The organism is Rhodococcus sp. B10 (assembly GCF_011770055.1).
Lineage (GTDB): Bacteria > Actinomycetota > Actinomycetes > Mycobacteriales > Mycobacteriaceae > Rhodococcoides > Rhodococcoides kyotonensis_B.
This window is the reverse complement of sequence record NZ_JAAFYV010000001.1, coordinates 139079-161511: the sequence shown is the minus strand read 5'-3', so window position 1 is coordinate 161511 and position 22433 is coordinate 139079. Positions and strand designations below refer to the sequence as shown.

Here is a 22433-nt window from a genome sequence, read left to right as displayed (position 1 = left end):
AGTCATGACCGTGACAACCGCTGTAATTCGCATCGTGCTGGTCGACGACCACGCGATCCTTCGGGACGGGCTGAAATCCGTCCTCGAGCGCGAGACCGATCTGACGGTCGTCGGTGAGGCGTCGTCGCGTGGCGAGGGGCTCGCCGTCGTCGAGCGGGTGAAGCCCGACATCGTTCTCATGGACCTCAAGCTGTCCGCCAGTTCCGACTACGAGGGACTCGCGCTGTGCGCGCAACTGTCGAGCGCTCATCCCGGGATCGGGTTACTGGTACTGACGACATTTCTCGACGACCGCCTCGTTGTCGAGGCAGTCCACGCCGGAGCCCGCGGGTACGTCGTCAAGGACGTCGACACGACCGAGCTGATTCGCGCGGTGCGTGCGGTATCGCGTGGCGAGAGTGCATTCGACTCGCGCAGCGCCTCAGCGGTCGTTCGATCGCTCAACGGTCAGGGCGCAGCCGCCGAACGGTTGACCGATCGCGAACTCGAAGTGCTGCGTCTGTTGGCAACAGGACTGTCCAACAACAAGATCGGGACGACGCTCTTCATCTCGGCGACGACCGTGAAATTTCACGTCAGCAACATCATGCGCAAGCTCGGTGTCAGTCGCCGGGCCGAAGCGGTCTACGCCGCGAGCAAACAGGGATTGATCTAGACGCCGACTCCGACGCGGCTGGTGTCGAGAACCAACCAGCCGCCGTGAAATTCGTCGACGTCGAACGGAAGGCCGCTCTGCTCGCCGATGAAGCGCAGTGCGTCGACGTCGAACGTTCGGATATGGCCGTGACAGGCCGTCGCTTCTTCCTCGAACGGAACCGCGACGATCACGCGCTCACGCGCGATACGAATGGCCTCGCCCAGAATGCGCGCACCCGTGCCGTCGTCGACGTGCTCGAGCAGATGCAATGCTGTCACGGTGTCGGAACTCTTGTCGGGCACCGGGATCCCGGCAGCGTCGCACGTGATGACGTCGAGTGTGGCGCCCAGGTGGGGTGCCACCGTGGCGAGCAACCGCATGGTTCCTGCGGACAGATCCGTTGCCGTGACATGCCGGCCCTGCAGCGCGAGCCGTAGCGGGAAGAATCCGAAGCACGATCCGAGGTCGAGAACCGACCCCGTCACCAGTGCTTCGGCGCGTCGGTGCACGGGCGCGAAGTCGGCGGTGCCCGACAGTAGTTCGTCGAGCGAATTGCGGTAGTACGTGGCCCACGCCCCAACGGGGTCGTCGACGGTCGATCGCACCAGCCCCACCATCACGAGCTCGAATTCGCGTTGCGACAGACCGAAGTCGGTGATCCGGGAGACCAGCCGCTCGCCGATGTGCGCCGACGTCAGGCCGTGGCGGACGACGACCTCGTTCGCCGTGTTTCGAAGTTCGAGAGCTCCGACGGGAATCGATTCCGACCACTGCACCGTCGTGTTCTCGTGGGTCCACATCCGCGGTGTTCCTGGGGCGAGTGCGTCGAGTTCGGTCATATCTGTTCTTTTCTCACTGGGTCGTTCCTGCGGGCTCCACTCCGGCCTCTCACTGGGTCGTTCCTGCGGGCTCCACTCCGGCCTCTCACTGGGTCGTTCCTGCGGGCTCCACTCCGGCCTCTCACTGGGTCGTTCCTGCGGTCCCGCCCTCCGCCAGAGGGCCGAGCCCCGAACAGAGGGCGGTCATGCCGTCGGACAGGAGATCGGCGAGGTCGAGTTGTTCGTCGGTGAGCCACTGCTCGTACGCAGACATTGCCACACCGAGCACCATCCAGCCAACGGTTCGCGGGAAATGATTCTCCGGGGACGAATCCGTCCGTGCGGCTACGTATTCGGCGATGACTCCGCGCCAATCCTCGTACATCAGCATCGAATAGCCCTGTAATGCCGGATTGCGCAGGATCAGAGCCATGCGCTGCCTGTGTACGGGTTTCTCGTCGTCGGGAAAGGTGTTGAACTGCAACAGGGCCGAACGGATGCCGTCGGCGAGGGAGATGTCCGACGGCAGCTGGGCGAGCAGAGTGCGCAGCGCGGTGAGTTGTTCGTCGAAATCGCCCCACGGAACCGCGTTCTTGGAAGGGAAATACCGAAAGAACGTACGACGCGCGATGCCCGCGGCGTCGGCGATCTCGTCGACGCTGGTCTCGTCGAAACCTCGTGTGGTGAAGAGCGAGATGCCGATGTCGCTGATCTGCCCTCGCGTCGTGGATGGGCGACGGCCTACCCGGCTGGACGGTTTCGCCTGTCTGCCCACTCTTTTTCTCCCGTATCACTGTCTTTGTGCACTCGATGCCATTATGGTGGTGAACCAAGTCACTGTCACTGCCGACTGTGACCCACCCGATGATTCTCTCCGATGGAGGTACCGATGTCCCAGAACCCGAAAACCGATGTCGTCAGCACCGGCGTGATCGAGTCCGATCTCGTCGAAGAGTCGCTGGTGGAAGAGGTTTCCATCGACGGAATGTGCGGCGTGTACTGACATGTCGGCACCCGTGAAGGCACTCCAAGCCGTGGACCTCGATGCTCGGTGGGCTCTTCACCCGCAGGTGGCGCTGCGTCCCGAATCTTTCGGGGCGCTGCTCTACCACTTCGGGACACGTAAGCTCTCCTTCCTCAAGAATCGCACGATCGTAGCGATCATCGAGTCCTTCCCGCAGCACCCGAACATGCGCAGCGCGATCGAAGCCGCCGGGATCCCCGAGTCAGGCCGCGCGCCCTACGTGAAAGCGCTTACGACGCTGGCGGATTCTCACATGATCGCAACAGTTGGAGACTCCGCCCCCAACGACCCCCGATAGAGCCTGCTACGGGAAACAGCCCTTCCGCAGTAACCCCTCAACTTCGAAGAGGACAGCACAATGACCTCCATGTTGGAGCGGCCGTCTCAGCCGCCCGCCGTCGGTCGCCTGGTCGATCAGTTCGAACTCGGCCTCGACGCCCCCATTTGCCTGACCTGGGAATTGACGTACGCCTGCAATCTGTCGTGCGTGCACTGCCTGTCCTCGTCGGGTCGCCGCGATCCGCGTGAGCTCAGCACCGAGCAGTGCAAGTCGATCATCGACGAACTGCAGAAGATGCAGGTGTTCTACGTCAACATCGGTGGCGGCGAGCCGACCGTGCGTTCGGACTTCTGGGAGCTGGTCGACTACGCCACCGCGCACCAGGTGGGAGTCAAGTTCTCCACCAACGGCGTGAAGATCAACAAGGAGGTCGCCGCACGTCTCGCGGCGTCCGACTACGTCGATGTGCAGATCTCCATCGACGGTGCGACTGCCGAGGTCAACGACGCCGTTCGCGGTCCCGGTTCGTTCGACATGGCCTGCCGCGCACTGGAAAACCTGCGTGAAGCAGGCTTCAAGGACGCGAAGATTTCCGTCGTCGTCACCCGTCACAACGTCAGCCAGCTCGACGAGTTCAAAGCTCTCGCCGACAAGTACGGTGCGACGCTGCGCATCACGCGCCTGCGTCCCTCGGGGCGCGGCGCCGATGTGTGGGACGACCTGCACCCCACGTCCGCTCAGCAGCGCGAGCTCTACAACTGGCTCGTCGCCAACGGCGAGGGCGTGCTGACCGGCGATTCGTTCTTCCACCTGTCCGCGTTCGGTGACGCCCTTCCCGGTCTCAATCTGTGCGGTGCGGGGCGCGTGGTCTGCCTGATCGACCCGATCGGTGATGTCTACGCCTGCCCGTTCGCCATCCACGAGCAGTTCCTTGCCGGCAACATCGTCCGCGACGCGAAAGACGGTATGGGCGGATTCCAATCCGTCTGGCAGACATCGGAATTGTTCCAGGAATTGCGGTCGCCGCAGACCTCGGGCGCGTGCACCAAGTGCTCGCATTTCGACGCGTGCCGCGGCGGCTGCATGGCAGCGAAGTTCTTCACCGGCCTGCCCATGGACGGTCCGGATCCCGAATGCGTGATCGGCAACGGCGAATTGGCGTTGGCTGCGGCGGGGGAGATCCCCAAGTCGAGCGTCGACCATTCCCGTTCCGGAAACCGAAAGACACCCCGCAAGTCGGTGCCGCTCACGTTGATGATGCGGCCGCCGGCCAAGATCTGCGACGAAAACCCGCTCGCAGGAATGGAATAGGAAGCAATCAGCTATGGCCAAGAGTGCGTGGTTCGAGACCGTTGCCGAAGCGCAGCGGCGCGCCAAGAAGCGTCTGCCCAAGTCCGTGTATTCCGCTCTGGTGGCGGGCTCGGAACGTGGCATCACCGTCGACGACAACACCGCCGCGTTCGGCGAGCTCGGATTCGCGCCGCATGTCGCGGGCCTGTCCGACAAGCGTGATCTCGCGACAACGGTCATGGGACAACCACTCTCGTTCCCGGTCATGATTTCGCCGACGGGTGTGCAGGCCGTGCACCCGGACGGGGAGGTCGCTGTCGCCAGGGCCGCGGCTGCACGCGGAATTCCGATCGGCCTGTCATCGTTCGCGAGCAAATCCGTCGAGGAAGTCGCCGCAGCCAACCCTCAGACGTTCTTCCAGATGTACTGGGTGGGCTCGCGGGAGGTGCTGCTGCAACGGATGGAGCGTGCACGTGCGGCGGGCGCGGTCGGGTTGATCATGACGCTCGACTGGTCGTTCTCCAACGGCCGCGACTGGGGCTCACCGTCGATCCCGGAGAAGATGGATCTGAAAGCGATGGTCCAGTTCGCGCCCGAGGGCATCACGCGCCCGAAGTGGTTGTGGGAGTTCGCCAAGACGGGCAAGATTCCGGATCTCACGACCCCCAACCTGACTCCGCCGGAGGGCGGCGTCGCGCCCACGTTCTTCGGTGCATACGGCGAATGGATGGGTACCCCGCTCCCGACCTGGGAGGACGTCGCCTGGCTGCGCGAGCAGTGGGGCGGACCGTTCATGCTCAAGGGCGTCATGCGTGTCGACGACGCGAAGAAGGCCGTCGACGCCGGCTGCACCGCCATCTCGGTGTCCAACCACGGCGGTAACAACCTCGACGGCACCCCGGCGCCGATTCGAGCTCTGCCTGCCATCGCCGAGGCCGTCGGCGATCAGATCGAGATCACGCTCGACGGCGGTGTCCGACGTGGCAGCGATGTGGTGAAGGCACTCGCACTCGGCGCTCGTGCCGTCCTGATCGGACGCGCCTACCTGTGGGGTCTGTCCGCGAACGGGCAGGCGGGTGTCGAGAACGTGCTCGATATCCTGCGTGGTGGCGTCGATTCCGCTGTTCTCGGTCTCGGTCACTCGTCGGTGCACGATCTGTCGCCGTCCGATGTCGTGATGCCGCTCGGTTTCGATCGGAGGCTCGGAGTCTGAGCAACAGCGTGTGGTTCGAGACCGTGGCGGAGGCGCAGCGGCGGGCCGAGAAGCGCCTGCCGAAGTCCGTCTACGCGGCGCTGAGGGCAGGCTCGGAGCGTGGAATCACGCTAGGGGACAACACGGCAGCGTTCGACGAACTCGGCTTCGCCCCTCGCGTCGCCGGGTTGTCCGATACGCGTGAGTTGTCGACAACCCTGATGGGACAACCGCTTTCGTTTCCCGTCATGATCTCGCCGACGGGTGTGCAGGCCGTGCACCCGGACGGTGAGGTCGCCGTCGCGCGGGCCGCTGCGTCGCGCGGAGTTTCGATGGGTCTGTCGCTGTTCGCGAGCAAGCCCATGGAAGAAGTCGTCGAGGCGAACCCGCAGACGTTCTTCCAGCTGCACTGGGTCGGATCCCGAGACGTCATGGGGCGTCTCGTCGAACGTGCCCGTCGTGCGGGAGCGGTGGGCTTGATCCTGACGATGGACTGGTCGTTCTCCGAGGGGCGCGACTGGGGTTCACCGTCGATACCGGAGAAGGTCGACGCGCGGACGATGATCCGTTTCGCGCCGGAGGGGCTGTCGCGTCCGAAGTGGTTGTGGCAGTTCGTGAAATCGGGTGGCATTCCGGACCTGACTGCACCGAACATCGCGGGGTGCGACGGTTCGGCGCCGACGTTCTTCGGCGCGTACCGCGACTGGATGGCCACGCCGCTCCCGAGCTGGGAAGACCTGGCCTGGCTACGCGAGCTCTGGGGTGGGCCGTTCATGCTGAAGGGCATCTCGCGCGTCGACGATGCCCACCGCGCAGTGAATATCGGATGCGACGCCCTGTCGGTGTCCAATCACGGCGGGAACAACCTGGACGGCACCCCGGCATCGATACGACTGTTGCCTGCCATCGTCGACGCCGTCGGCGATCAGGTCGAGATCACCTTGGACGGCGGGGTTCGTCGCGGAAGCGATGTGGCGAAGGCGCTCGCTCTCGGTGCCCGTGCGGTGTTGATCGGTCGTGCGTATCTGTGGGGTCTGGCGGCGAACGGTCAGGCGGGAGTGGAGAACGTTCTCGACATCTTGCGAGGGGGGCTCGATTCCGCGGTGCTCGGGCTGGGGCGGTCGTCGGTGCACGAGCTCACGCGATCGGATGTCGTGATGGCGGCTTCGCCGCCCGTGCGCGCGAATACATAGAGGGCTGTACATTTCTGCTCACGGGTGGCGGAACCGCCGGTCTGCGCGAGACGCCGTGGACGCGACGAGGCGTGCATTGGCCTCGTCGCTCCCGTGCACCCACGCGTGAGCGTCGTCCTCGCTTTTCCCGAACATGGTGTGCCGCTGCACGAGTCGTCGACGCCGCTCGTCGTCGTCGAGATCGATATACCAGACCTCGGTCATGGCGGCGCGAGCCCGCGGCCAGCTTCCGTCGTCGAGCAGTAGGTAGTTGCCCTCGGTGACGACGAGCGGAACGTCGGCCGTGACCGCGATGCTGCCCGCGACGGGTTCTTCCAGAGTTCGGTCGAAGTGCGGTGCGTAGATCACTCCCGTCGTCTGATCGGCGAGACGTTCGAGCAGATGGGCATAGCCGGCGTCGTCGAACGTGTCGGCAGCGCCCTTGCGAGCCGAGCGGCCCAGCCGTAGAAGTTCCGATTGCGCCAGATGGAATCCGTCCATCGGAACGACCACTGCGAGATCGCGCCCGAGCTGGTCGACGATAGCGTCTGCGACCGTCGATTTGCCTGCACCGGGTGGCCCGGTGATCCCCAGGACCGTCCGGCCGGGTCGTTCGGCGAGACTGCGCGCCCGTGAGATCAACTCGTTCATTCTTCGACGATAGGCGCTTCGCGCATGTGCGCGGAAATGTATAGCGGGCTATGTATTTTCGCGCACGTGCGACGGAGCCGCACTCCCGGTGCGCAGTCCCATCGTGACGAGCGATTGCACCGTCGTCGTCGCTGCGGCCACGCCGTCGACGACGGGCCTACCGATTTCCCTCTCGATGTGTGCGCGCAGATCGGCCATGCCTGCGCAGCCCAGGACGATGGTGTCGCTGCCGTCCTGCGAGGCCGCGCGCCGGCAGGCTTCGGTGATGATCGTGCGAGCGTCGGGATCGGTTTCGAGCTCGAGAACCGGAATCTCGCAGGCGTGAACGCCCCGGCACTGCCGCGCGAAGCCGTAGCGGTCCGCGAGATCCCATGCTCGTCCGGTCGTCCGCCCCACTGTGGTGACGACAGAAAAACCGCGGCCGAGGAAAGTTGCCGCGTGCATGGCGGCCTCGGCGATTCCGACGACCGGACCGGACGTGGCTTCACGTGCCGCGTCGAGACCCGGGTCTCCGAAGCAGGCGATGACGTAGCCGTCGGCACCCTGTTCTTCGCCGAGAGCAATCTGTTCGAGAATGCCGGGCACACAGAGGGCTTCGTCGATGTGAGACTCGATGGACGCAGGCCCCATCGTCGGACTGACCGCGTCGATCACTGTGCCCGGGCTCGAGACGGCCCGGGCACACTGACCGATCAACGCGGTCATCGACCATGTGGTGTTCGGGTTGACGACCTTGATCAGCACTGGAAATTCCTAGACCTTCGCTGTGTCGTCGAGGTGGTTCGTCACTGCGAGCTTCGTCTTGGTGGCGAGCAGGAAGTACAGGCCGAATCCGATGCCGCATCCGATGAACCAGCTGTACTTCGACGCGGTGGCCATGCCAGCGATCTCCATGCCGTCGATCGCGCCGTTGAACAACACGGGGAACATCGCGGCCAGGGCGCCGACGACGGTGGCGTACACCGCAGCCGGGTTGTATCCCTTGGAGTACCAGTACTTTCCGGCCGGTGACATCGTGAACAGATCATCGACGACGACCTTCTGCTTGCGGACCAGGTAGTAGTCGGCGATGAGAACGCCGAACAGTGGGCCGATGAACGCACCGAGCGTTTCGAGTGTCAGGTGAATGACCTCCGGATTGTTGTACAGGTTCCACGGCGTGATGAGGACCGAGCCGACGGCGGCGATCATGCCGCCTGCACGCCAGCTGATGCGTTGCGGGCTGACGTTCGAGAAGTCGAACGCGGGTGAGATGAAGTTGGCGACGATGTTGATACCGATGGTGGCGATCGTGAACGTCAGCGCGCCGAGCACGATGGCGAACGTGCTGTCGATCCGGGCCACGGTCTCGACCGGATCGGTGATGAGCTCACCGAAGACCGGAAGCGTCAGCGACGCCGTGACGACGACCAGAATCGAGAACACGAGGAAGTTGAGGGGAAGTCCGAGGAAGTTGCCTTTCTTCACCGCACCGTAGGACTTCCCGTAGCGGGAGAAGTCACCGAAGTTGAGCATCGGGCCGGAGAAGTACGACACGACGAGGGCGATCGCCCCGAGCATGACCGGAACCGAGCTGAAGCCCGTGTACTCGACCTCGCCGAGGTTCAGATCGATTGCGCCCCAACCGGCTTTCCAGATCAGGTATCCGCACAGTAGGAACATGACGACGTAGACGGCCGGACCGCAGAAGTCGATGAACCTGCGAATCGACTCCATGCCGCGCCAGAACACCGCGGCCTGCAGCACCCACAGGAACAGGAAACTGGCCCACCCGAGCGCGGAAAGACCGGCGAATCCGTAATCGGCGGTCACGGCGTACGGCGCCAGCCCCGGGAACAGTTTGATGAGCACGATGTCGAGAGCAGCCGACGCGAGGAACGTCTGGATGCCGTACCACGCGACGGCGATGAGGCCACGGATGATGGCTGGGATGTTGGCGCCGAGTACGCCGAACGACACGCGGCAGATGACCGGGTAGGGAACGCCCGCAGCCTGGCTGGGCTTGGCGACGAGATTGCAGAAGAAGTAGACGATCGTGATGCCGACGAGGAGCGCGACGAGGACCTGCCAGCTCGCCAGTCCGAGAGCGAACAAGCTTCCCGCCGTGACGTATCCGCCGACCGAATGCACGTCGGACATCCAGAACGCGAACAGGTTGTACGAGGTCCACGACTGCTTCTTCAGCGGGGCGAGATCCTCGTTGGTCAGCCGTGGGTCGTACGAGTCCTTGATCAGGCCTCCGCCGACCGGGTGGCCCGCTGCTTCGACCACGTCACCTACCGGCGAAGTGCCTGGTCCGTGCACTGAATTTGTCATCGATGCTCCTGATGGGCGATGGGCTCCATGCGGACGAAATGCATGGCGAAGGCTCGACCACGACGATGGAGCGAACCTGCGACAAAAGGTAGCGAGCACGTGTTGCGTCCGCGTGACGGCAGGAATATATCTTTCGGGCCGCTCAATCCGTGGTGGGATCTGCGAGCAGACCGGTGTCCGCGGGAATGGAAGAAATGACCGTGTTCAAACGTCCGTGATGATATTGCGCGATAGTCGACAGAGCAGCTGCGTCGCGGCCGAGAAATGCATCGAGCATCTGTCGATGATCGGAATGCAGTGTCACGCGATCCGAACCGGCGACGTGCACCATCGGCTGAACAGGCTCGGTGATGTTCCAGGCCGCTTCGAGCATGTGGAGAAGTCTTTTCATGCGTGACGGCCGCGTCAGCGCCATGTGGAATTCACGACTCCGACGGTGGTACTCGCGTGGGTCGTCAGCTGTGATCGCCTGTTCCAGAACCTTGTTCGCGATGATCGCGCGCTCACGGTCGTCGTCGGTGGCCAACTCGACAGCAGTCGCGAGCGCGGCGCTTTCCAGGACTTCCCGCACGATGTACATTTCGCATAATTCCGCGGACGTCAATTGCGCGACGGTGTATCCGAGATTGGGCCGGTGATCCACCAATCCTTCACCGATCAGTGTTTTGAGCGACTCCCGAACAGGAATGGGACTGACGCCGAACATATCCGCGACGTCGTTCAATGGAATCGGGGTCGTGGGCGGTGCGTCGCCGGAAAGAATGACGCGTCGCAGCTCGTCGAGAATTGCGTGTTGCCGGCTTCCGGGGGCAGAGATGTTCAATCGATCGAGAAGCACGGATCTTCGACGAGGTGGCACGTCGCTCCCTTCGAAGATCCTCGGGTGAGAACGCTAACCGGTCGATGTTTCGTTCATGTGAAAAGTGCGCTGCACTAGCATCGGGCGAATGACGCACCCGACACCACTGGCCGACGTGGGGTGGCAGCACGTCGGTGGCGTGTCGACGGTCGTCGTTCCGGTGGGGGCGTTCGAACAGCACGGGCCGCACCTGCCGCTGGACACCGACACGCGCATCGCCGTCGCCGTCGCCTCCCGGTTGCCCGACGCGTCCCTGGCACCCGCCATCGGCTACGGCGCCAGCGGCGAGCACGAGGGTTTCCCGGGCACGGTGTCGATCGGCGCCGACGCGCTGCGGACTCTGCTCGTCGAGTACGGGAGGTCGGCGTGTCGGTGGGCGCCCCGCGTGCTGTTCGTCAACGGACACGGTGGCAACGTCCCCACCTTGGTCGACGCCACCACTCTGCTGCGGTACGAGGGACGCGACGTCGCCTGGGTGCCGTGTGCCGTCCCCGGCGCCGACGCCCATGCCGGACACACCGAAACCTCGCTGCTGCTGCATCTTTCACCCGAGGTCGTCGACATGGAACGCGTCGAGGTCGGAAACGTCGAAGCCCTCCCCGACCTGCTTCCGCGGCTACGGGAGGGCGGAACGCGCGCGGTGTCGGAGAACGGTGTGCTCGGCGATCCGCGTCGCGCCACGGCGGAGGAGGGGGCGTCCATCCTGGACGACATGGTTCGTCGTGCGACGGCGGCGACGGCGCGCTGGATGCCGTCGGCTACGGGGATGTTGGTGTAGTGAAACGGCCGAAAGCCCAGGACGAAAACAGGCGCACGGTATGTTAGTGACTTTTTCGGGCCGTGGATGACACTTTCGTCCCGTGTCCGCTTACGATCACCAAATGGGTCAAGGTCGGTTGCCTGATGGTTTCGGGGTGCGCGTCGATCCGCGCGTACGTACATACTCGGACGGTCGCGTTCTGATCGGGGGATCCCCCACACGCATGCTGAAGTTGGCGCCCACGGCCGCCGCGATGATCGGCGACGGTTTCCTCGAGGTCACCGATTCACAGTCCGCTCTCGTCGCGCGGAAGCTGCTCGATTCGGGCGTGGCGAATCCGCGGCCGATGTCGATCCCGTCGCCCCGCGATGTCACCGTCGTGGTGCCGCTGAAGAACAACGCAGCCGGCCTCGGACGATTGCTGCCTGCGCTGCACGGCCTGAACGTCATCGTCGTCGACGACGGATCGGACGTGCCGGTGAAGCCTCCCGCGATGGAGTGGAGCGTCGGCGGGGTCACGGTTCTGCGGCACGAGACCTCACGCGGGCCGGCAGCGGCGCGCAACACGGGGTTACGCAGCGCCACAACCGATTTCGTCGCGTTCCTCGATTCCGACGTCGTTCCGCGCAAGGGCTGGCTCGAGGTGATGCTCGGGCACTTCTCCGATCCGGCGGTCGCTCTGGTCGCGCCGCGCATCGTGGCACTCGAACCGGAGGGCAACGCGCTCGCCCGGTACGAACACGCCCGGTCGTCCCTGGATCTGGGGCGTCGGGAGGCAGCGGTGCAGGCGGGTAGCTCGGTTTCCTACGTGCCGAGCGCAGCGATGTTGATTCGCCGCCGCGTCGTCGAGGAATGCAACGGCTTCGACGAGTCGATGCACGTCGCCGAGGACGTCGATCTGTGCTGGCGACTGCAGGAGGCCGGGTGGCGCCTGCGGTACGAGCCCGTCGCCAACGTGGCGCACGACCACCGGGTGACGTTCGGCCGCTGGTTCGGACGCAAGCTGTTCTACGGCACCGGTGCCAGCCCACTCGCCGACCGTCATCCCGGCATGGTGCCTCCGATCGCGATGTCCCCGTGGACGCTCGTCGCGTGCCTGCTGGCGGCGAGCCTGACCAAGATCGGGGTGATCGGTGCACTCGCCACGCTGGCCGTCACCATCGGACGCTTGCGCAAGATGTTCGTCGGACTCGACCAGCCGACTCGCATCGCGGCCATCCTCGCGACCGAAGGTTTCGTCGCCGGCCTGTGGCAACTCGCATCGGCGCTGTGCCGACATTATTGGCCGATCACTCTGCTGGCGGTGTTGCTGTCCAGTCGAATTCGCAAGATCGCGCTCGGGCTGGCGGTGGCAGAAGCCGTCGCCGATTGGTACAAGCACCGTGAGCTCGGCGGACTCGACCCGATCCGTTACGCGTTCTTCAAGCGCATGGACGACGTCGCGTACGGTGCTGGACTCTGGCGAGGTGCCGTCGAATCTCGGAGCTTCGGCGCGTTGACGCCTCGTATGGATTCGTGAGCGGTCCCGCCGTCGGCCGATCGGACGTCGTCGACGCGGATGTGATCGTCGTCGGTGGCGGCTCGTCCGGTTCGGTGGTGGCGTCTCGGCTCAGTGAGAACCCGGACTGCAGGGTTGTCGTCGTCGAGGCCGGGCAGGGCGTCTCCCGCGTCCAGGACTACCCACCGGACATCGCCGACGCCCATGTTCTGCCGGTCGGACCTGGAAGTCCGTGGACGTCGTCCTACCCGGCAGAGCTCGCTCCCGGCGTCGAGCGTGAGATCTCGCGCGGCCGAGTGCTCGGTGGATCGGGGGCCGTGAACGGCGCGTACTTCATCCGGGCCCGGCCGGACGACTTTCTGCACTGGCCGTCCAGATGGTCGTACGAGAACGTACTGCCGTACTTCACGGCGTCGGAGACCGATCACGATTACGCGAGTGACCGCCACGGCAGCAGCGGGCCCATCCCGGTGTCGAGAACAGCGCCGAAGGCGTGGAGTGGCGTCACTGCCGCGTTCGTCGACGCGAGCGAGTCGCTCGGGTTCCCGGCCGACCCGGACAAGAACGATCCAAGCCCGGTTGGAGGAACAGGGCCGGTCCCGCTCAACGTCTTTGGCGGAATGCGCATGAATGCTGCTGCGACCTATCTGATTCCGCATCTGAGTCGTCCCAATCTCGAGGTTCTCACGGAATCGACCGTTCTGGAGATACTGTTCGACGGCGACGCAGCATGCGGAGTTCGTATCCTCCGTCGCGGCGTGACAACCGACATGCGAGCGAGCCGCGTCGTCCTGTGCGCGGGTGCGGTGCGCACACCGCAGTTGTTGATGTTGTCCGGAGTCGGCCCAGCGGAGTCGTTGCGGCACTGGGGAATCGACGTTCTTCTCGACCATCCCCGAGTGGGTCGAGGTTTTTCCGATCATCCCGAAATCGGTGTCTACTACCGTAGTTCGGTACCCTTTCGACCCTCGTCACCGATCGAGGTGGTTCTGCACGTCGGCGACCTCGAAATCCGGCCGTACACAGCGTCGTTCGGATACATGATCGCGGGCATCGGCCCGGTGGATCCCATGATCGGAATCGGATTGATGCGGGCCGACAGTCGCGGGGACATCACGCTGCGCTCGGCCGATCCGCTGGACTCGCCGTTCGTGCGCTATCGGTATCTGGACTCGGCGGCGGACCGTGCGGCGCTGCACGCAGGTCTCGACGTCGTCGACGCGTTGTTGTCGACGGCGCCGATGACCGCTGTCGCAACGAAGCTCGAGGTAGCCGGCGACAGGTTGCTCGGCCGACTCGGCACGGCTCTGCACCTGTCGGGAAGTTGCGCGATGGGAGGACCGGAGGCAGTACTGGACGACCGATGCCGTGTCCGAGGTGTCGACGGTCTCGACGTCGTCGATACGTCGTCGTTCCCGGTCGTGCCCACGCGTGGTCCGCACGCGACCGTGATCATGCTGGCCGAACGCGCAGCGCGCGACATCGCCGACGACCTGGGCTGAACGAGCGGCTGTCGATTATCGGCTACGGTCGGCAGCAGTGACCGTAGCGCCGCACCTCCCTCGGGGGTGTGCGGCTGTACCTGCGTGTGTGAGCTGCGTTACAGTGGTGTGAACGCGTCTGAAAAGGGACTACGTAGATGACAGGAAGAGTGGCAGGACAGGGCAACCCGTGGGTAGCAGTTCGCCCCGGTGACGACGTCGATGTCCTGGCTCGCAAGATGTCGACCGCTCATCGGTCCTTCGTCGAGCACGAATGGCCTGCAGGGGATTCCGTCCGATCCGTCGTCCTCGATTCCTGGATGCGGAGTCGTACCAAGGGAGTCGACCCCAACGGTCGCGACGAGGCCCCGGTGCTGACGGGTGTCGAGTTGGAGCGGTATCGCAACGGCCACCCCATGTCGATCATTCGGCCCGTCATTCGCAAACTTCTCGTCGAGGATGCCGCCGATACCGGTCTGCTCGTGGCGATCTCCGACGCGGAGGGCCGCCTCCTGTGGGTCGAAGGGGACACGTCCGCGAAAGACCGTGCTCAGATGATGAATTTCGCCGAAGGGGCGGATTGGAGCGAGGAGAGCAAGGGCACCAACGCGCCGGGAACCGCGCTCGCCGTCGACCATTGTGTGCAGATCTTCGCCGCCGAGCACTTCACTCGTACCGTGCACGACTGGAGTTGTTCGGCCGCTCCCGTGCACCACCCGACGAGCGGGCACATCCTCGGCGCCATCGACATCACCGGAGGACCGCGCGTCGCAGTCCCCGAGGTTCTCTCGTTGATTCGTGCGACCGTCGCCGCAGCCGAGTCCGAGCTCCGCGTGCATCTGATGAACTCGCCGAAGTCGTTGGGCGAGACAGCTCCTCGCCTCGAAGTGCTGGGTTCGGGCAGGCCGGGACTGGTCCGGGGCAGCGGTCGCACCGCACTGTCGCAGCGTCACGCCGAGATTCTGCTGCTGTTGGCTGATCATCCCGAAGGACTCAGCTCCGACCATCTCGCAGTGCTGCTCGACGAGCAGGAACTCGACTCGGTGACCATCAGGGCCGAGATGTCGCGCCTGCGCAAGACGTTCGGCTCCTCCGGCCTGGCGTCGCGCCCCTACCGGCTGGTGGGTGCGCTGACGTCCGACGTCGACGACGTTCGTCGGGCGCTCGATCGCGGCGACGTGGAAGCAGCGTTGCGTATCTATGCCGGCCCGGTGCTGCCCGGATCGGTGTCGCCCGGGATCGAGGAGATTCGCGACGAACTGCGATCGCGGGTCCAGGCTGCACTACTGCGCGTCGGCGACCCGATGTTGCTGGCGCAATGGACGTCGTCGATCCACGGCAGGAGCGACCTCGTCGCGTGGGAGGCCTACCGGGCGACGCTGAGTGCCGATTCCGCGTTGTACGGCCAGGTCAGCGCACGTATCGACCATCTGGATCGCCAGCTCGGCATGTAGTTTTTTTCTGCACGCAGTGCAGCAACGTAGTTGCAACGTTGCAGACTCTAGTGTTCTGAATCACATCAGTTGATGAACGACGAAGGAGTCACTAGATGTCCGTCTATGCCCGCCCAGGTACCGCAGATTCAGTCATGTCCTTCCAGCCGCGCTACGACAACTGGATCGGCGGCGAGTGGGTCCCGCCCGTCAAGGGCCAGTACTTCGAGAATCCGACTCCCGTCACCGGTGAGAACTTCTGCGAGGTAGCCCGCTCCACGTCCGAGGACATCGAGCTCGCGCTCGACGCCGCGCACGCCGCAGCACCCGCCTGGGGCAAGACCTCCGCCGCCGAGCGCGCAGTGCTCCTCAACAAGATCGCCGACCGCATGGCCGAGAACCTCGAGTCCATCGCACTCGCGGAGTCCTGGGACAACGGCAAGCCGATCCGTGAAACTCTCAACGCCGACATTCCGCTGGCGATCGACCACTTCCGCTACTTCGCCGGATGCATTCGCGCGCAGGAAGGTTCGCTGTCGGAGATCGACGACGACACCGTCGCCTACCACTTCCACGAGCCGCTCGGCGTCGTCGGTCAGATCATTCCGTGGAACTTCCCGATCCTGATGGCCGTCTGGAAGCTCGCTCCCGCACTGGCGGCAGGCAACGCCGTCGTGCTGAAGCCTGCCGAGCAGACCCCGGCATCGATTCTCCATCTCATCTCGATCATCGGTGACCTTCTTCCTGCCGGAGTCGTCAACGTGGTCAACGGATTCGGCACCGAAGCGGGCAAGCCGCTCGCGTCGAGCCCGCGCATCGCCAAGATCGCGTTCACCGGTGAGACGACCACGGGACGCCTCATCATGCAGTACGCGTCGCAGAACCTGATCCCGGTCACCCTCGAACTCGGTGGCAAGAGCCCCAACGTCTTCTTCTCCGACGTCCTGTCGTCCGACGACGACTACCAGGACAAGGCTCTCGAGGGCTTCACGATGTTCGCGCTGAACCAGGGCGAGGTGTGCACGTGCCCGTCGCGCTCGCTCATCCAGGCCGACATCTACGACGAGTTCCTCGCACTGGCTGCGATCCGCACGAAGGCTGTGCGACAGGGCAATCCGCTCGACACCGAGACGATGATCGGTGCGCAGGCGTCGAACGATCAGCTCGAGAAGATTCTGTCGTACATCGAGATCGGCAAGGGCGAAGGCGCGCAGGTCGTCACCGGCGGCGAACGCGCACAGCTCGGCGGTGACCTGAACGGCGGCTACTACGTGCAGCCGACGATCTTCACCGGCAAGAACGACATGCGCATCTTCCAGGAGGAGATCTTCGGGCCGGTCGTCTCCGTCACGTCCTTCAAGGACTACGACGACGCCATCTCCATCGCCAACGACACCCTCTACGGTCTCGGTGCAGGTGTCTGGTCCCGTGACGGTGGCGTCGCGTACCGCGCGGGCCGCGACATCAAGGCCGGCCGCGTCTGGACGAACACGTACCACCAGTATCCGGCACACGCAGCCTTCGGTGGCTACAAGCAGTCCGGCATCGGACGCGAGAACCACAAGATGATGCTCGATCACTACCAGCAGACGAAGAACCTCCTGGTCAGCTACGCCCAGAAGGCTCAGGGCTTCTTCTGATGCCTGCCGCAAGCCGGCCCCCGGCCCGGCTCAGAGCAACCGCCGGGGCGATGGAGCTTCTCCGTCGCCTCGGCGGTAACCACGGCGCACTGATGATGCATCAGAGCGGTGGATGCTGCGACGGGTCGTCGCCGATGTGTTACCCCGCAGACGAATTCATCGTCGGTGACCGGGATGTCCTGCTGGGGCTGTTGGACCTTCGTCTGAACGTCGGCGACATCCCGACCGACCTTCCCGAGGGCGGCGACGCGGTTCCGGTGTGGATTTCGGGCTCGCAGTTCGAAGCCTGGAAGCACACCCAGATGGTGCTCGACGTCGTCCCGGGTCGCGGTTCGGGGTTCTCGCTGGAAACTCCGGAGGGACTTCGGTTCCTGAGTCGCGGCCGCGCGTTCACGCAGGACGAGTGGGACGTGCTGAAGGACGAGACTCCGTTCGTCGGAGTCGATTGGGAAGAGGGCCGCAGGCCGCCGGTGCCGGACGACGTCATCGTCGTCGCCGAGGCAGTGGACGCCTGTCCGGTGCCAGGGATGTTGCAGGGTTAGGCAGCTTCGCTGCACGTGCGTGGAAATGTATACCCGGCGGGAGCGGAGCCTGCGGAACGACCCGGCAGCACTGTACATTCCCACGCACGTGCGCCGAAGGCGCCTAGAGTCGATCCGGTGAAAAGTTCCACACCTTCGGACGCTCCCGGTGGCGAGAGCCTCCGTACGGTCGTCGTCGCATTTTGCGCCAACCTCGGCGTCGCCGTCGCCAAATCCGTTGCGGCCGTCGTGACCGGGTCGGCATCGATGGTTGCCGAAGCGGCTCACTCGTGGGCCGACACCGGCAACGAGATATTCCTGCTCGTCGCGAACAAGCGCGGGTCCCGCGGTCCCGACCGCCGTCGGCCCCTCGGCTACGGCCGCGAAGCGTACGTCTGGTCACTGCTCGCCGCCATCGGGCTGTTCGTGGCGGGCTCGGCGGTGTCGGTGTGGCACGGAATCACCTCGCTCCTCGGCGGCGAGTCGTCCGCCGAGAACTACACCATCAACTACGTGGTGCTCGCAGTCGCGTTCGTCCTCGAAGGAATCTCGTTCCTGCAGTCCGTCAAGCAGATTCGCGGGGAAGCGAACGCGTACGAGACGGACTTCCTCGACTACGCGCTGGAGACGTCCGACCCCACACTGCGTGCGGTGTTCGCCGAAGATGCCGCCGCGCTGATCGGTCTGGTCATCGCTGCAGCAGGTATCGGACTGCATCAGCTCACCGGCTCCGCCGTGTGGGACGCGCTCGGGTCCATCGCCGTCGGTGTGCTCCTCGGCGTCGTCGCGATCGTTCTCATCGATCGAAATCGTCGATTCCTCACCGGAGAACCCGGGCCCGGCGCATTATGGGACGCGGTGGTGAGTGGCATCGAGAAGTTCCCCGAGGTGGCGTCGGTTCGTTTCGTCCGCATCGAATTCGTCGGTCCGAAACAGATTTTCGTCGTTGCCAGCGTCGACCTTGTCGGTGACGCCGTCGAATCCTCGATCGCCCATGTGCTCCGTCGATTGGAGAGTCGTCTCGAGTCCAACGTAGCCGTCGTCGACGCGGTGTTCACCGTGTCCGATCCGGACGAGGGCGACACCGGAACCGTCTCGCACCGCACGTAATACAGCCGTCATCTGTTGATGACGCCCCGCTTACAGCGTCGGCCTATCTTCGCTGCAGCGAGAAGCGCATTCGATGAAAGAAGGCCACCCATGTCCGTCGCCGAACCGGCAGGCGCTCACCACGACGGGACCGAGTCCCACGTCGAAGGCGGGGACTACCTCGCCAAACGGCAGTTGAAGAAGGGCACCGCGGGCTGGATTCTTCTCGCAGGGCTCGGCGTCAGCTACGTCGTCTCCGGTGACTACTCGGGCTGGAATTTCGGACTCGAACAGGGCGGGTTCGGTGGTCTGCTGATCGCCGGAATCCTGATCGCCGGGATGTACCTGGCGATGGTGCTGGGCATGGCGGAGATGTCGTCGGCGCTCCCCGCGGCAGGTGGCGGTTACACCTTCGCCCGCCGCGCGCTCGGCCCGTGGGGCGGATTCGCGACGGGCACAGCCATTCTCATCGAGTACGCAATCGCGCCCGCGGCCATCGCCACCTTCATCGGCGCCTACGTGGAGTCGCTCGGACTCTTCGGTATCACCGACGGATGGTGGGTGTACCTGGCGGTGTACGCGATCTTCATCGGCATCCATCTGGCTGGTGCGGGCGAAGCGCTCAAGATCATGTTCGTCATCACCGCGATCGCACTCGTCGGTCTCGTGGTGTTCGCCGTGTCGGCACTGGGACAGTTCGACGCGTCGAACCTCACCGACATCGCGCCGACGGATGCCGCAGGGGCGTCGAGCTTCCTCCCGTTCGGCTACCTGGGCATCTGGGCGGCGGTGCCGTTCGCGATCTGGTTCTTCCTGGCCATCGAGGGTGTTCCACTCGCCGCCGAAGAAGCCAAGGACCCGTCGAAGAACGTGCCGCGCGGCATCATCGCGGCCATGGGGGTGCTCCTCGTGACCGGGGCCGGCGTGTTGTTCCTGGTGACCGGCGCAGGCGGGGCCGAGGCGATGCAGTCATCGGGCAATCCGCTCGTCGAGGCGCTCGGTGACAACTCGGCCGCCAAGGTCGTCAACTACATCGGGCTCGCCGGTCTGATCGCCAGCTTCTTCTCGATCATGTACGCGTACTCCCGTCAGCTGTTCGCACTGTCGCGAGCCGGCTACCTTCCGAAGACGTTGTCTGTCACCAACTCTCGAAAGGCTCCGACGCTCGCGCTGATCGTGCCCGGCGTCATCGGCTTCCTGCTCTCGCTCACCGGCCAGGGTGCGATGTTGCTCAACATGGCAGTGTTCGGGGCCGCGCTGAGTTACGTTCTGATGATGGTCAGCCACATCGTGCTGCGTCGTAAGGAGCCGGCCATGGAGCGTCCGTACAGGACGCCCGGTGGCGTCGTCACCACCGGTTTCGCGCTCGTCGTCGCTGCACTGGCCGTCGTCGCGACGTTCCTCGTCGACAGCACGGCCGCGCTCTGGTGCCTCGGCGTGTTCGCCGCGTTCATGCTCTACTTCGGTATCTACAGCAGGCACCATCTCGTCGCGAACTCTCCCGACGAGGAATTCGCCGCCCTTGCCCGGGCCGAAGCCGAGCTCGAATGACCACCTACAGGCATCAGGTATCCGGCACGACCTACCAGTTCGACGGCCTCGTCGACTTGATGGCCAAGGCCACTCCGCAGCGATCCGGGGACGAACTCGCCGGCTGCGCGGCACAGTCCGACGCCGAGCGCGCCGCGGCTCAGTGGGCGCTGGCGGATGTCTCGCTCGATACCTTCCTGCACGACCTCCTCGTCCCGTACGAGACGGACGAAGTCACCCGGCTCATCATCGACTCGCACGACCGCGTCGCATTCGGGACGATCTCGCATCTCACCGTGGGCGGTCTTCGAGACTGGTTGCTCGACGCGGCCGCGCGGGAGGACTCGGTACGAGTTCTGAAATCGATCGCCTCGGGGCTGACGCCGGAAATGGTTGCGGCCGTCAGCAAGATCATGCGCAATCAGGATCTGATCGCCGTCGCCAGGGCGACGGAGGTCACGTCTGCATTTCGTACGACGGTCGGCCTGTCGGGGACACTGGCGACGCGGCTGCAGCCCAACCACCCGACGGACGATCCGAAAGGCATTGCCGCAGCGACGCTCGATGGGCTGTTGCTCGGATCCGGTGACGCCGTCATCGGCATCAACCCCGCGACCGACTCGCCGCACGCGACGTCGGACCTGCTGCACTTGCTCGACGAGATCCGTCAGCGCTTCGAGATTCCGACACAGTCCTGCGTGCTGTCCCACGTGACGACGACGATGGAACTGATCGAGAAGGGCGCACCCGTCGATCTGGTGTTCCAGTCCGTCGCAGGCACCGAGGGCGCCAATTCCGGTTTCGGCGTGCATGTCTCGCTGCTGCGGGATGCCAACGAGGCGGGGCGATCGTTGCACCGCGGAACCGTCGGAAACAATGTCATGTACTTGGAGACCGGGCAGGGTTCGGCGCTGAGTGCGGGTGCTCACGTGGGCATGGACGGCAGACCTGTCGATCAACAGACACTGGAGGCGCGCGCGTACGCCGTCTGTCGCGATCTCGAACCGCTCCTGGTCAACACCGTCGTCGGGTTCATCGGTCCCGAATACCTGTACGACGGAAAGCAGATCGTTCGCGCTGGGCTCGAAGATCATTTCTGCGGCAAGCTACTCGGACTGCCGATGGGCGTCGACGTCTGCTACACCAACCACGCCGAAGCCGATCAGGACGACATGGACTCCTTGCTGACGCTGTTGGGAGCAGCCGGGGTCGCGTTCGTCATCGCAGTGCCGGGTGCCGACGACGTCATGCTCGGCTACCAGAGCCTGAGCTTCCACGATGTGCTCTATGTCCGACAGGTGTTGGGGCTGAAGCCTGCTCCCGAGTTCGCTGCGTGGCTCGACCGGTTGGGCATGGTCGACGGAACAGGTCGGCTCCTGGACATCGACGCGGCCGGGTCGCCGCTCCGAGCATTGACGAGCTCGCGATGAGCGGTGTCGAACGGCGCGACGACGAATTCTGGCACGACTTGCGGCTGACCACACAGGCCCGAATCGGACTGGGGCGCACCGGCGATGCGCTTCCGACGTCACGAGTGCTCGAGTTCAGGTCGGCGCACGCTGCGGCGCGCGACGCGGTCCACATGCCGTTGGACGTGGAGGCGTTCGCGGCCGAGGTCGAGGCGGTCGGCGTCGGAAAGCCTGTCGCCGTGACGTCGCGTGCGGAGTCCAGGGCCGAATATCTGCGACGGCCGGATCTCGGGCGGCAGCCGAAGGATCTGAGCGCGATCTCGGCAGGCGAATTCGACGTGGGTGTCGTTCTGAGCGACGGCTTGTCTCCGCGCGCACTGATGGATCACGGTACGCAGATGCTTCGGGCCCTCGTGAGCGAACTGTCCGACGTGTATTCGATTGCGCCGCCGGTCATTGCGACCGAGGCGCGCGTCGCGCTGGGCGACCACATCGCCGAGGCGATGGGGGTGCGGACGGTGCTCGTGTTGATCGGGGAGAGGCCAGGGCTGTCCGTCGCCGACAGTCTCGGAATCTATCTGACGCATCTGCCTGCCCCGGGCAAGTCGGACGCCGATCGCAACTGCATCTCGAACATCCACCCACCGGAAGGCCTCGGCTACGAGCAGTCCGCGAAGATCGTCGCGAGCTTGATCGCGGGCGCCCGAAGGTTGGGTAAGTCGGGTGTCGCGCTGAAGGACACATCCAGGGCCGACGCGCTCGAGAGCCTCGACGTGAAGGTGATCTCGGAGTAGCCCCGTTCGGGGGTGGTAGGTAGTGACGGGCGTCACTAT

Annotated in this window: 22 protein-coding genes; 16 read left to right on the top strand and 6 right to left on the bottom strand. The window is 64.7% G+C overall.

Annotation, left to right across the window (positions count from 1 at the left end; genetic code table 11):
• The first annotated feature begins 4 nt into the window (after window positions 1-4).
• Window positions 5-655: a response regulator transcription factor gene (locus RhoFasB10_RS00400; protein ID WP_068432423.1), complete on the top strand. Its 651-nt coding sequence runs from the start codon at window positions 5-7 to the stop codon at window positions 653-655.
• On the opposite strand, the gene mftM is transcribed toward RhoFasB10_RS00400, so the two are convergent.
• Together mftM and mftR are read right to left on the bottom strand one after the other, a co-directional pair.
• A complete protein-coding gene (mftM, locus tag RhoFasB10_RS00395) occupies window positions 652-1476 on the bottom strand; it encodes a mycofactocin oligosaccharide methyltransferase MftM (protein ID WP_068432421.1) in 825 nt (274 codons plus the stop codon). The two genes, RhoFasB10_RS00400 and mftM, sit on opposite strands and share 4 nt — an antisense overlap.
• A 121-nt stretch (window positions 1477-1597) precedes the next feature.
• On the bottom strand, window positions 1598-2230 hold the full coding sequence (gene mftR / locus RhoFasB10_RS00390) for a mycofactocin system transcriptional regulator (protein WP_068432418.1): 633 nt from the start codon (window positions 2228-2230) through the stop codon (window positions 1598-1600).
• Between the two features lie 114 nt (window positions 2231-2344).
• On the opposite strand from mftR, the gene mftA reads away from it, so the two are divergent.
• The 5 genes from mftA to mftD (RhoFasB10_RS00365) are packed head-to-tail and all read left to right on the top strand — an operon-like array spanning window position 2345 to window position 6434.
• Window positions 2345-2458: a mycofactocin precursor MftA gene (mftA, locus tag RhoFasB10_RS00385; protein ID WP_068432484.1), complete on the top strand. Its 114-nt coding sequence runs from the start codon at window positions 2345-2347 to the stop codon at window positions 2456-2458.
• Window position 2459: 1 nt separating this feature from the next.
• Window positions 2460-2777: a mycofactocin biosynthesis chaperone MftB gene (mftB, locus tag RhoFasB10_RS00380; RefSeq protein ID WP_068432417.1), complete on the top strand. Its 318-nt coding sequence runs from the start codon at window positions 2460-2462 to the stop codon at window positions 2775-2777.
• A gap of 60 nt (window positions 2778-2837) precedes the next feature.
• On the top strand, window positions 2838-4070 hold the full coding sequence (mftC, locus tag RhoFasB10_RS00375) for a mycofactocin radical SAM maturase (RefSeq protein ID WP_068432415.1): 1233 nt from the start codon (window positions 2838-2840) through the stop codon (window positions 4068-4070).
• Between the two features lie 13 nt (window positions 4071-4083).
• Window positions 4084-5262 carry a pre-mycofactocin synthase MftD gene (gene mftD, locus RhoFasB10_RS00370; RefSeq protein ID WP_068432414.1) on the top strand — a complete coding sequence of 393 codons (1179 nt, stop codon included), beginning with the start codon at window positions 4084-4086 and terminating at the stop codon, window positions 5260-5262.
• Window positions 5259-6434 (top strand): pre-mycofactocin synthase MftD, encoded by a 1176-nt coding sequence (gene mftD, locus RhoFasB10_RS00365; RefSeq protein ID WP_068432481.1) that lies wholly within the window; start codon window positions 5259-5261, stop codon window positions 6432-6434. Before mftD (RhoFasB10_RS00370) ends, mftD (RhoFasB10_RS00365) begins: the two co-directional genes overlap by 4 nt.
• 18 nt (window positions 6435-6452) lie before the next feature.
• Here the strand turns inward: mftD (RhoFasB10_RS00365) and RhoFasB10_RS00360 are convergent, their stop codons facing one another.
• The 4 genes from RhoFasB10_RS00360 to RhoFasB10_RS00345 all read right to left on the bottom strand — a co-directional run bounded on the left by RhoFasB10_RS00360 (window position 6453) and on the right by RhoFasB10_RS00345 (window position 10239).
• On the bottom strand, window positions 6453-7106 hold the full coding sequence (locus RhoFasB10_RS00360; RefSeq protein ID WP_302050748.1) for a nucleoside/nucleotide kinase family protein: 654 nt from the start codon (window positions 7104-7106) through the stop codon (window positions 6453-6455).
• 6 nt (window positions 7107-7112) lie between these two features.
• Window positions 7113-7808, bottom strand: a complete 696-nt coding sequence (locus RhoFasB10_RS00355; protein ID WP_167674629.1) for an aspartate/glutamate racemase family protein — start codon at window positions 7806-7808, stop codon at window positions 7113-7115.
• Between the two features lie 9 nt (window positions 7809-7817).
• Entirely contained in the window at window positions 7818-9380 is a 1563-nt protein-coding gene (locus RhoFasB10_RS00350; RefSeq protein ID WP_114329771.1) for an NCS1 family nucleobase:cation symporter-1, read from the bottom strand.
• A 142-nt stretch (window positions 9381-9522) separates the two neighbouring features.
• On the bottom strand, window positions 9523-10239 hold the full coding sequence (locus tag RhoFasB10_RS00345; protein ID WP_068432403.1) for a GntR family transcriptional regulator: 717 nt from the start codon (window positions 10237-10239) through the stop codon (window positions 9523-9525).
• An 88-nt stretch (window positions 10240-10327) separates the two neighbouring features.
• Between RhoFasB10_RS00345 and mftE the strand changes: the two genes are divergently transcribed.
• The 10 genes from mftE (at window position 10328) to eutC (ending at window position 22394) form a co-directional block, all read left to right on the top strand.
• Window positions 10328-11017, top strand: a complete 690-nt coding sequence (gene mftE / locus RhoFasB10_RS00340; protein WP_068432396.1) for a mycofactocin biosynthesis peptidyl-dipeptidase MftE — start codon at window positions 10328-10330, stop codon at window positions 11015-11017.
• Window positions 11018-11120: 103 nt separating this feature from the next.
• On the top strand, window positions 11121-12518 hold the full coding sequence (gene mftF / locus RhoFasB10_RS00335; RefSeq protein ID WP_068432393.1) for a mycofactocin biosynthesis glycosyltransferase MftF: 1398 nt from the start codon (window positions 11121-11123) through the stop codon (window positions 12516-12518).
• Complete coding sequence (mftG, locus tag RhoFasB10_RS00330) at window positions 12515-13999, top strand: mycofactocin system GMC family oxidoreductase MftG (protein WP_167674627.1); 1485 nt, start codon at window positions 12515-12517, stop codon at window positions 13997-13999. The genes mftF and mftG overlap by 4 nt, the downstream gene beginning before the upstream one ends.
• Before the next feature lie 137 nt (window positions 14000-14136).
• Entirely contained in the window at window positions 14137-15432 is a 1296-nt protein-coding gene (locus RhoFasB10_RS00325) for a transcriptional regulator (protein WP_068432387.1), read from the top strand.
• A gap of 95 nt (window positions 15433-15527) precedes the next feature.
• The gene (adh, locus tag RhoFasB10_RS00320; RefSeq protein ID WP_068432382.1) at window positions 15528-17051 is read left to right on the top strand and encodes an aldehyde dehydrogenase; all 1524 of its coding nucleotides are present in this window, start codon (window positions 15528-15530) and stop codon (window positions 17049-17051) included.
• On the top strand, window positions 17051-17593 hold the full coding sequence (locus RhoFasB10_RS00315; protein ID WP_174551508.1) for a DUF779 domain-containing protein: 543 nt from the start codon (window positions 17051-17053) through the stop codon (window positions 17591-17593). Before adh ends, RhoFasB10_RS00315 begins: the two co-directional genes overlap by 1 nt.
• Before the next feature lie 117 nt (window positions 17594-17710).
• Window positions 17711-18682 carry a cation diffusion facilitator family transporter gene (locus RhoFasB10_RS00310; protein ID WP_068432371.1) on the top strand — a complete coding sequence of 324 codons (972 nt, stop codon included), beginning with the start codon at window positions 17711-17713 and terminating at the stop codon, window positions 18680-18682.
• A 90-nt stretch (window positions 18683-18772) separates the two neighbouring features.
• Window positions 18773-20212, top strand: a complete 1440-nt coding sequence (gene eat / locus RhoFasB10_RS00305; RefSeq protein ID WP_167674625.1) for an ethanolamine permease — start codon at window positions 18773-18775, stop codon at window positions 20210-20212.
• A complete protein-coding gene (locus RhoFasB10_RS00300) occupies window positions 20209-21621 on the top strand; it encodes an ethanolamine ammonia-lyase subunit EutB (RefSeq protein ID WP_167674623.1) in 1413 nt (470 codons plus the stop codon). Before eat ends, RhoFasB10_RS00300 begins: the two co-directional genes overlap by 4 nt.
• The gene (gene eutC, locus RhoFasB10_RS00295; RefSeq protein WP_167674621.1) at window positions 21618-22394 is read left to right on the top strand and encodes an ethanolamine ammonia-lyase subunit EutC; all 777 of its coding nucleotides are present in this window, start codon (window positions 21618-21620) and stop codon (window positions 22392-22394) included. The genes RhoFasB10_RS00300 and eutC overlap by 4 nt, the downstream gene beginning before the upstream one ends.
• Window positions 22395-22433: the final 39 nt, after the last annotated feature.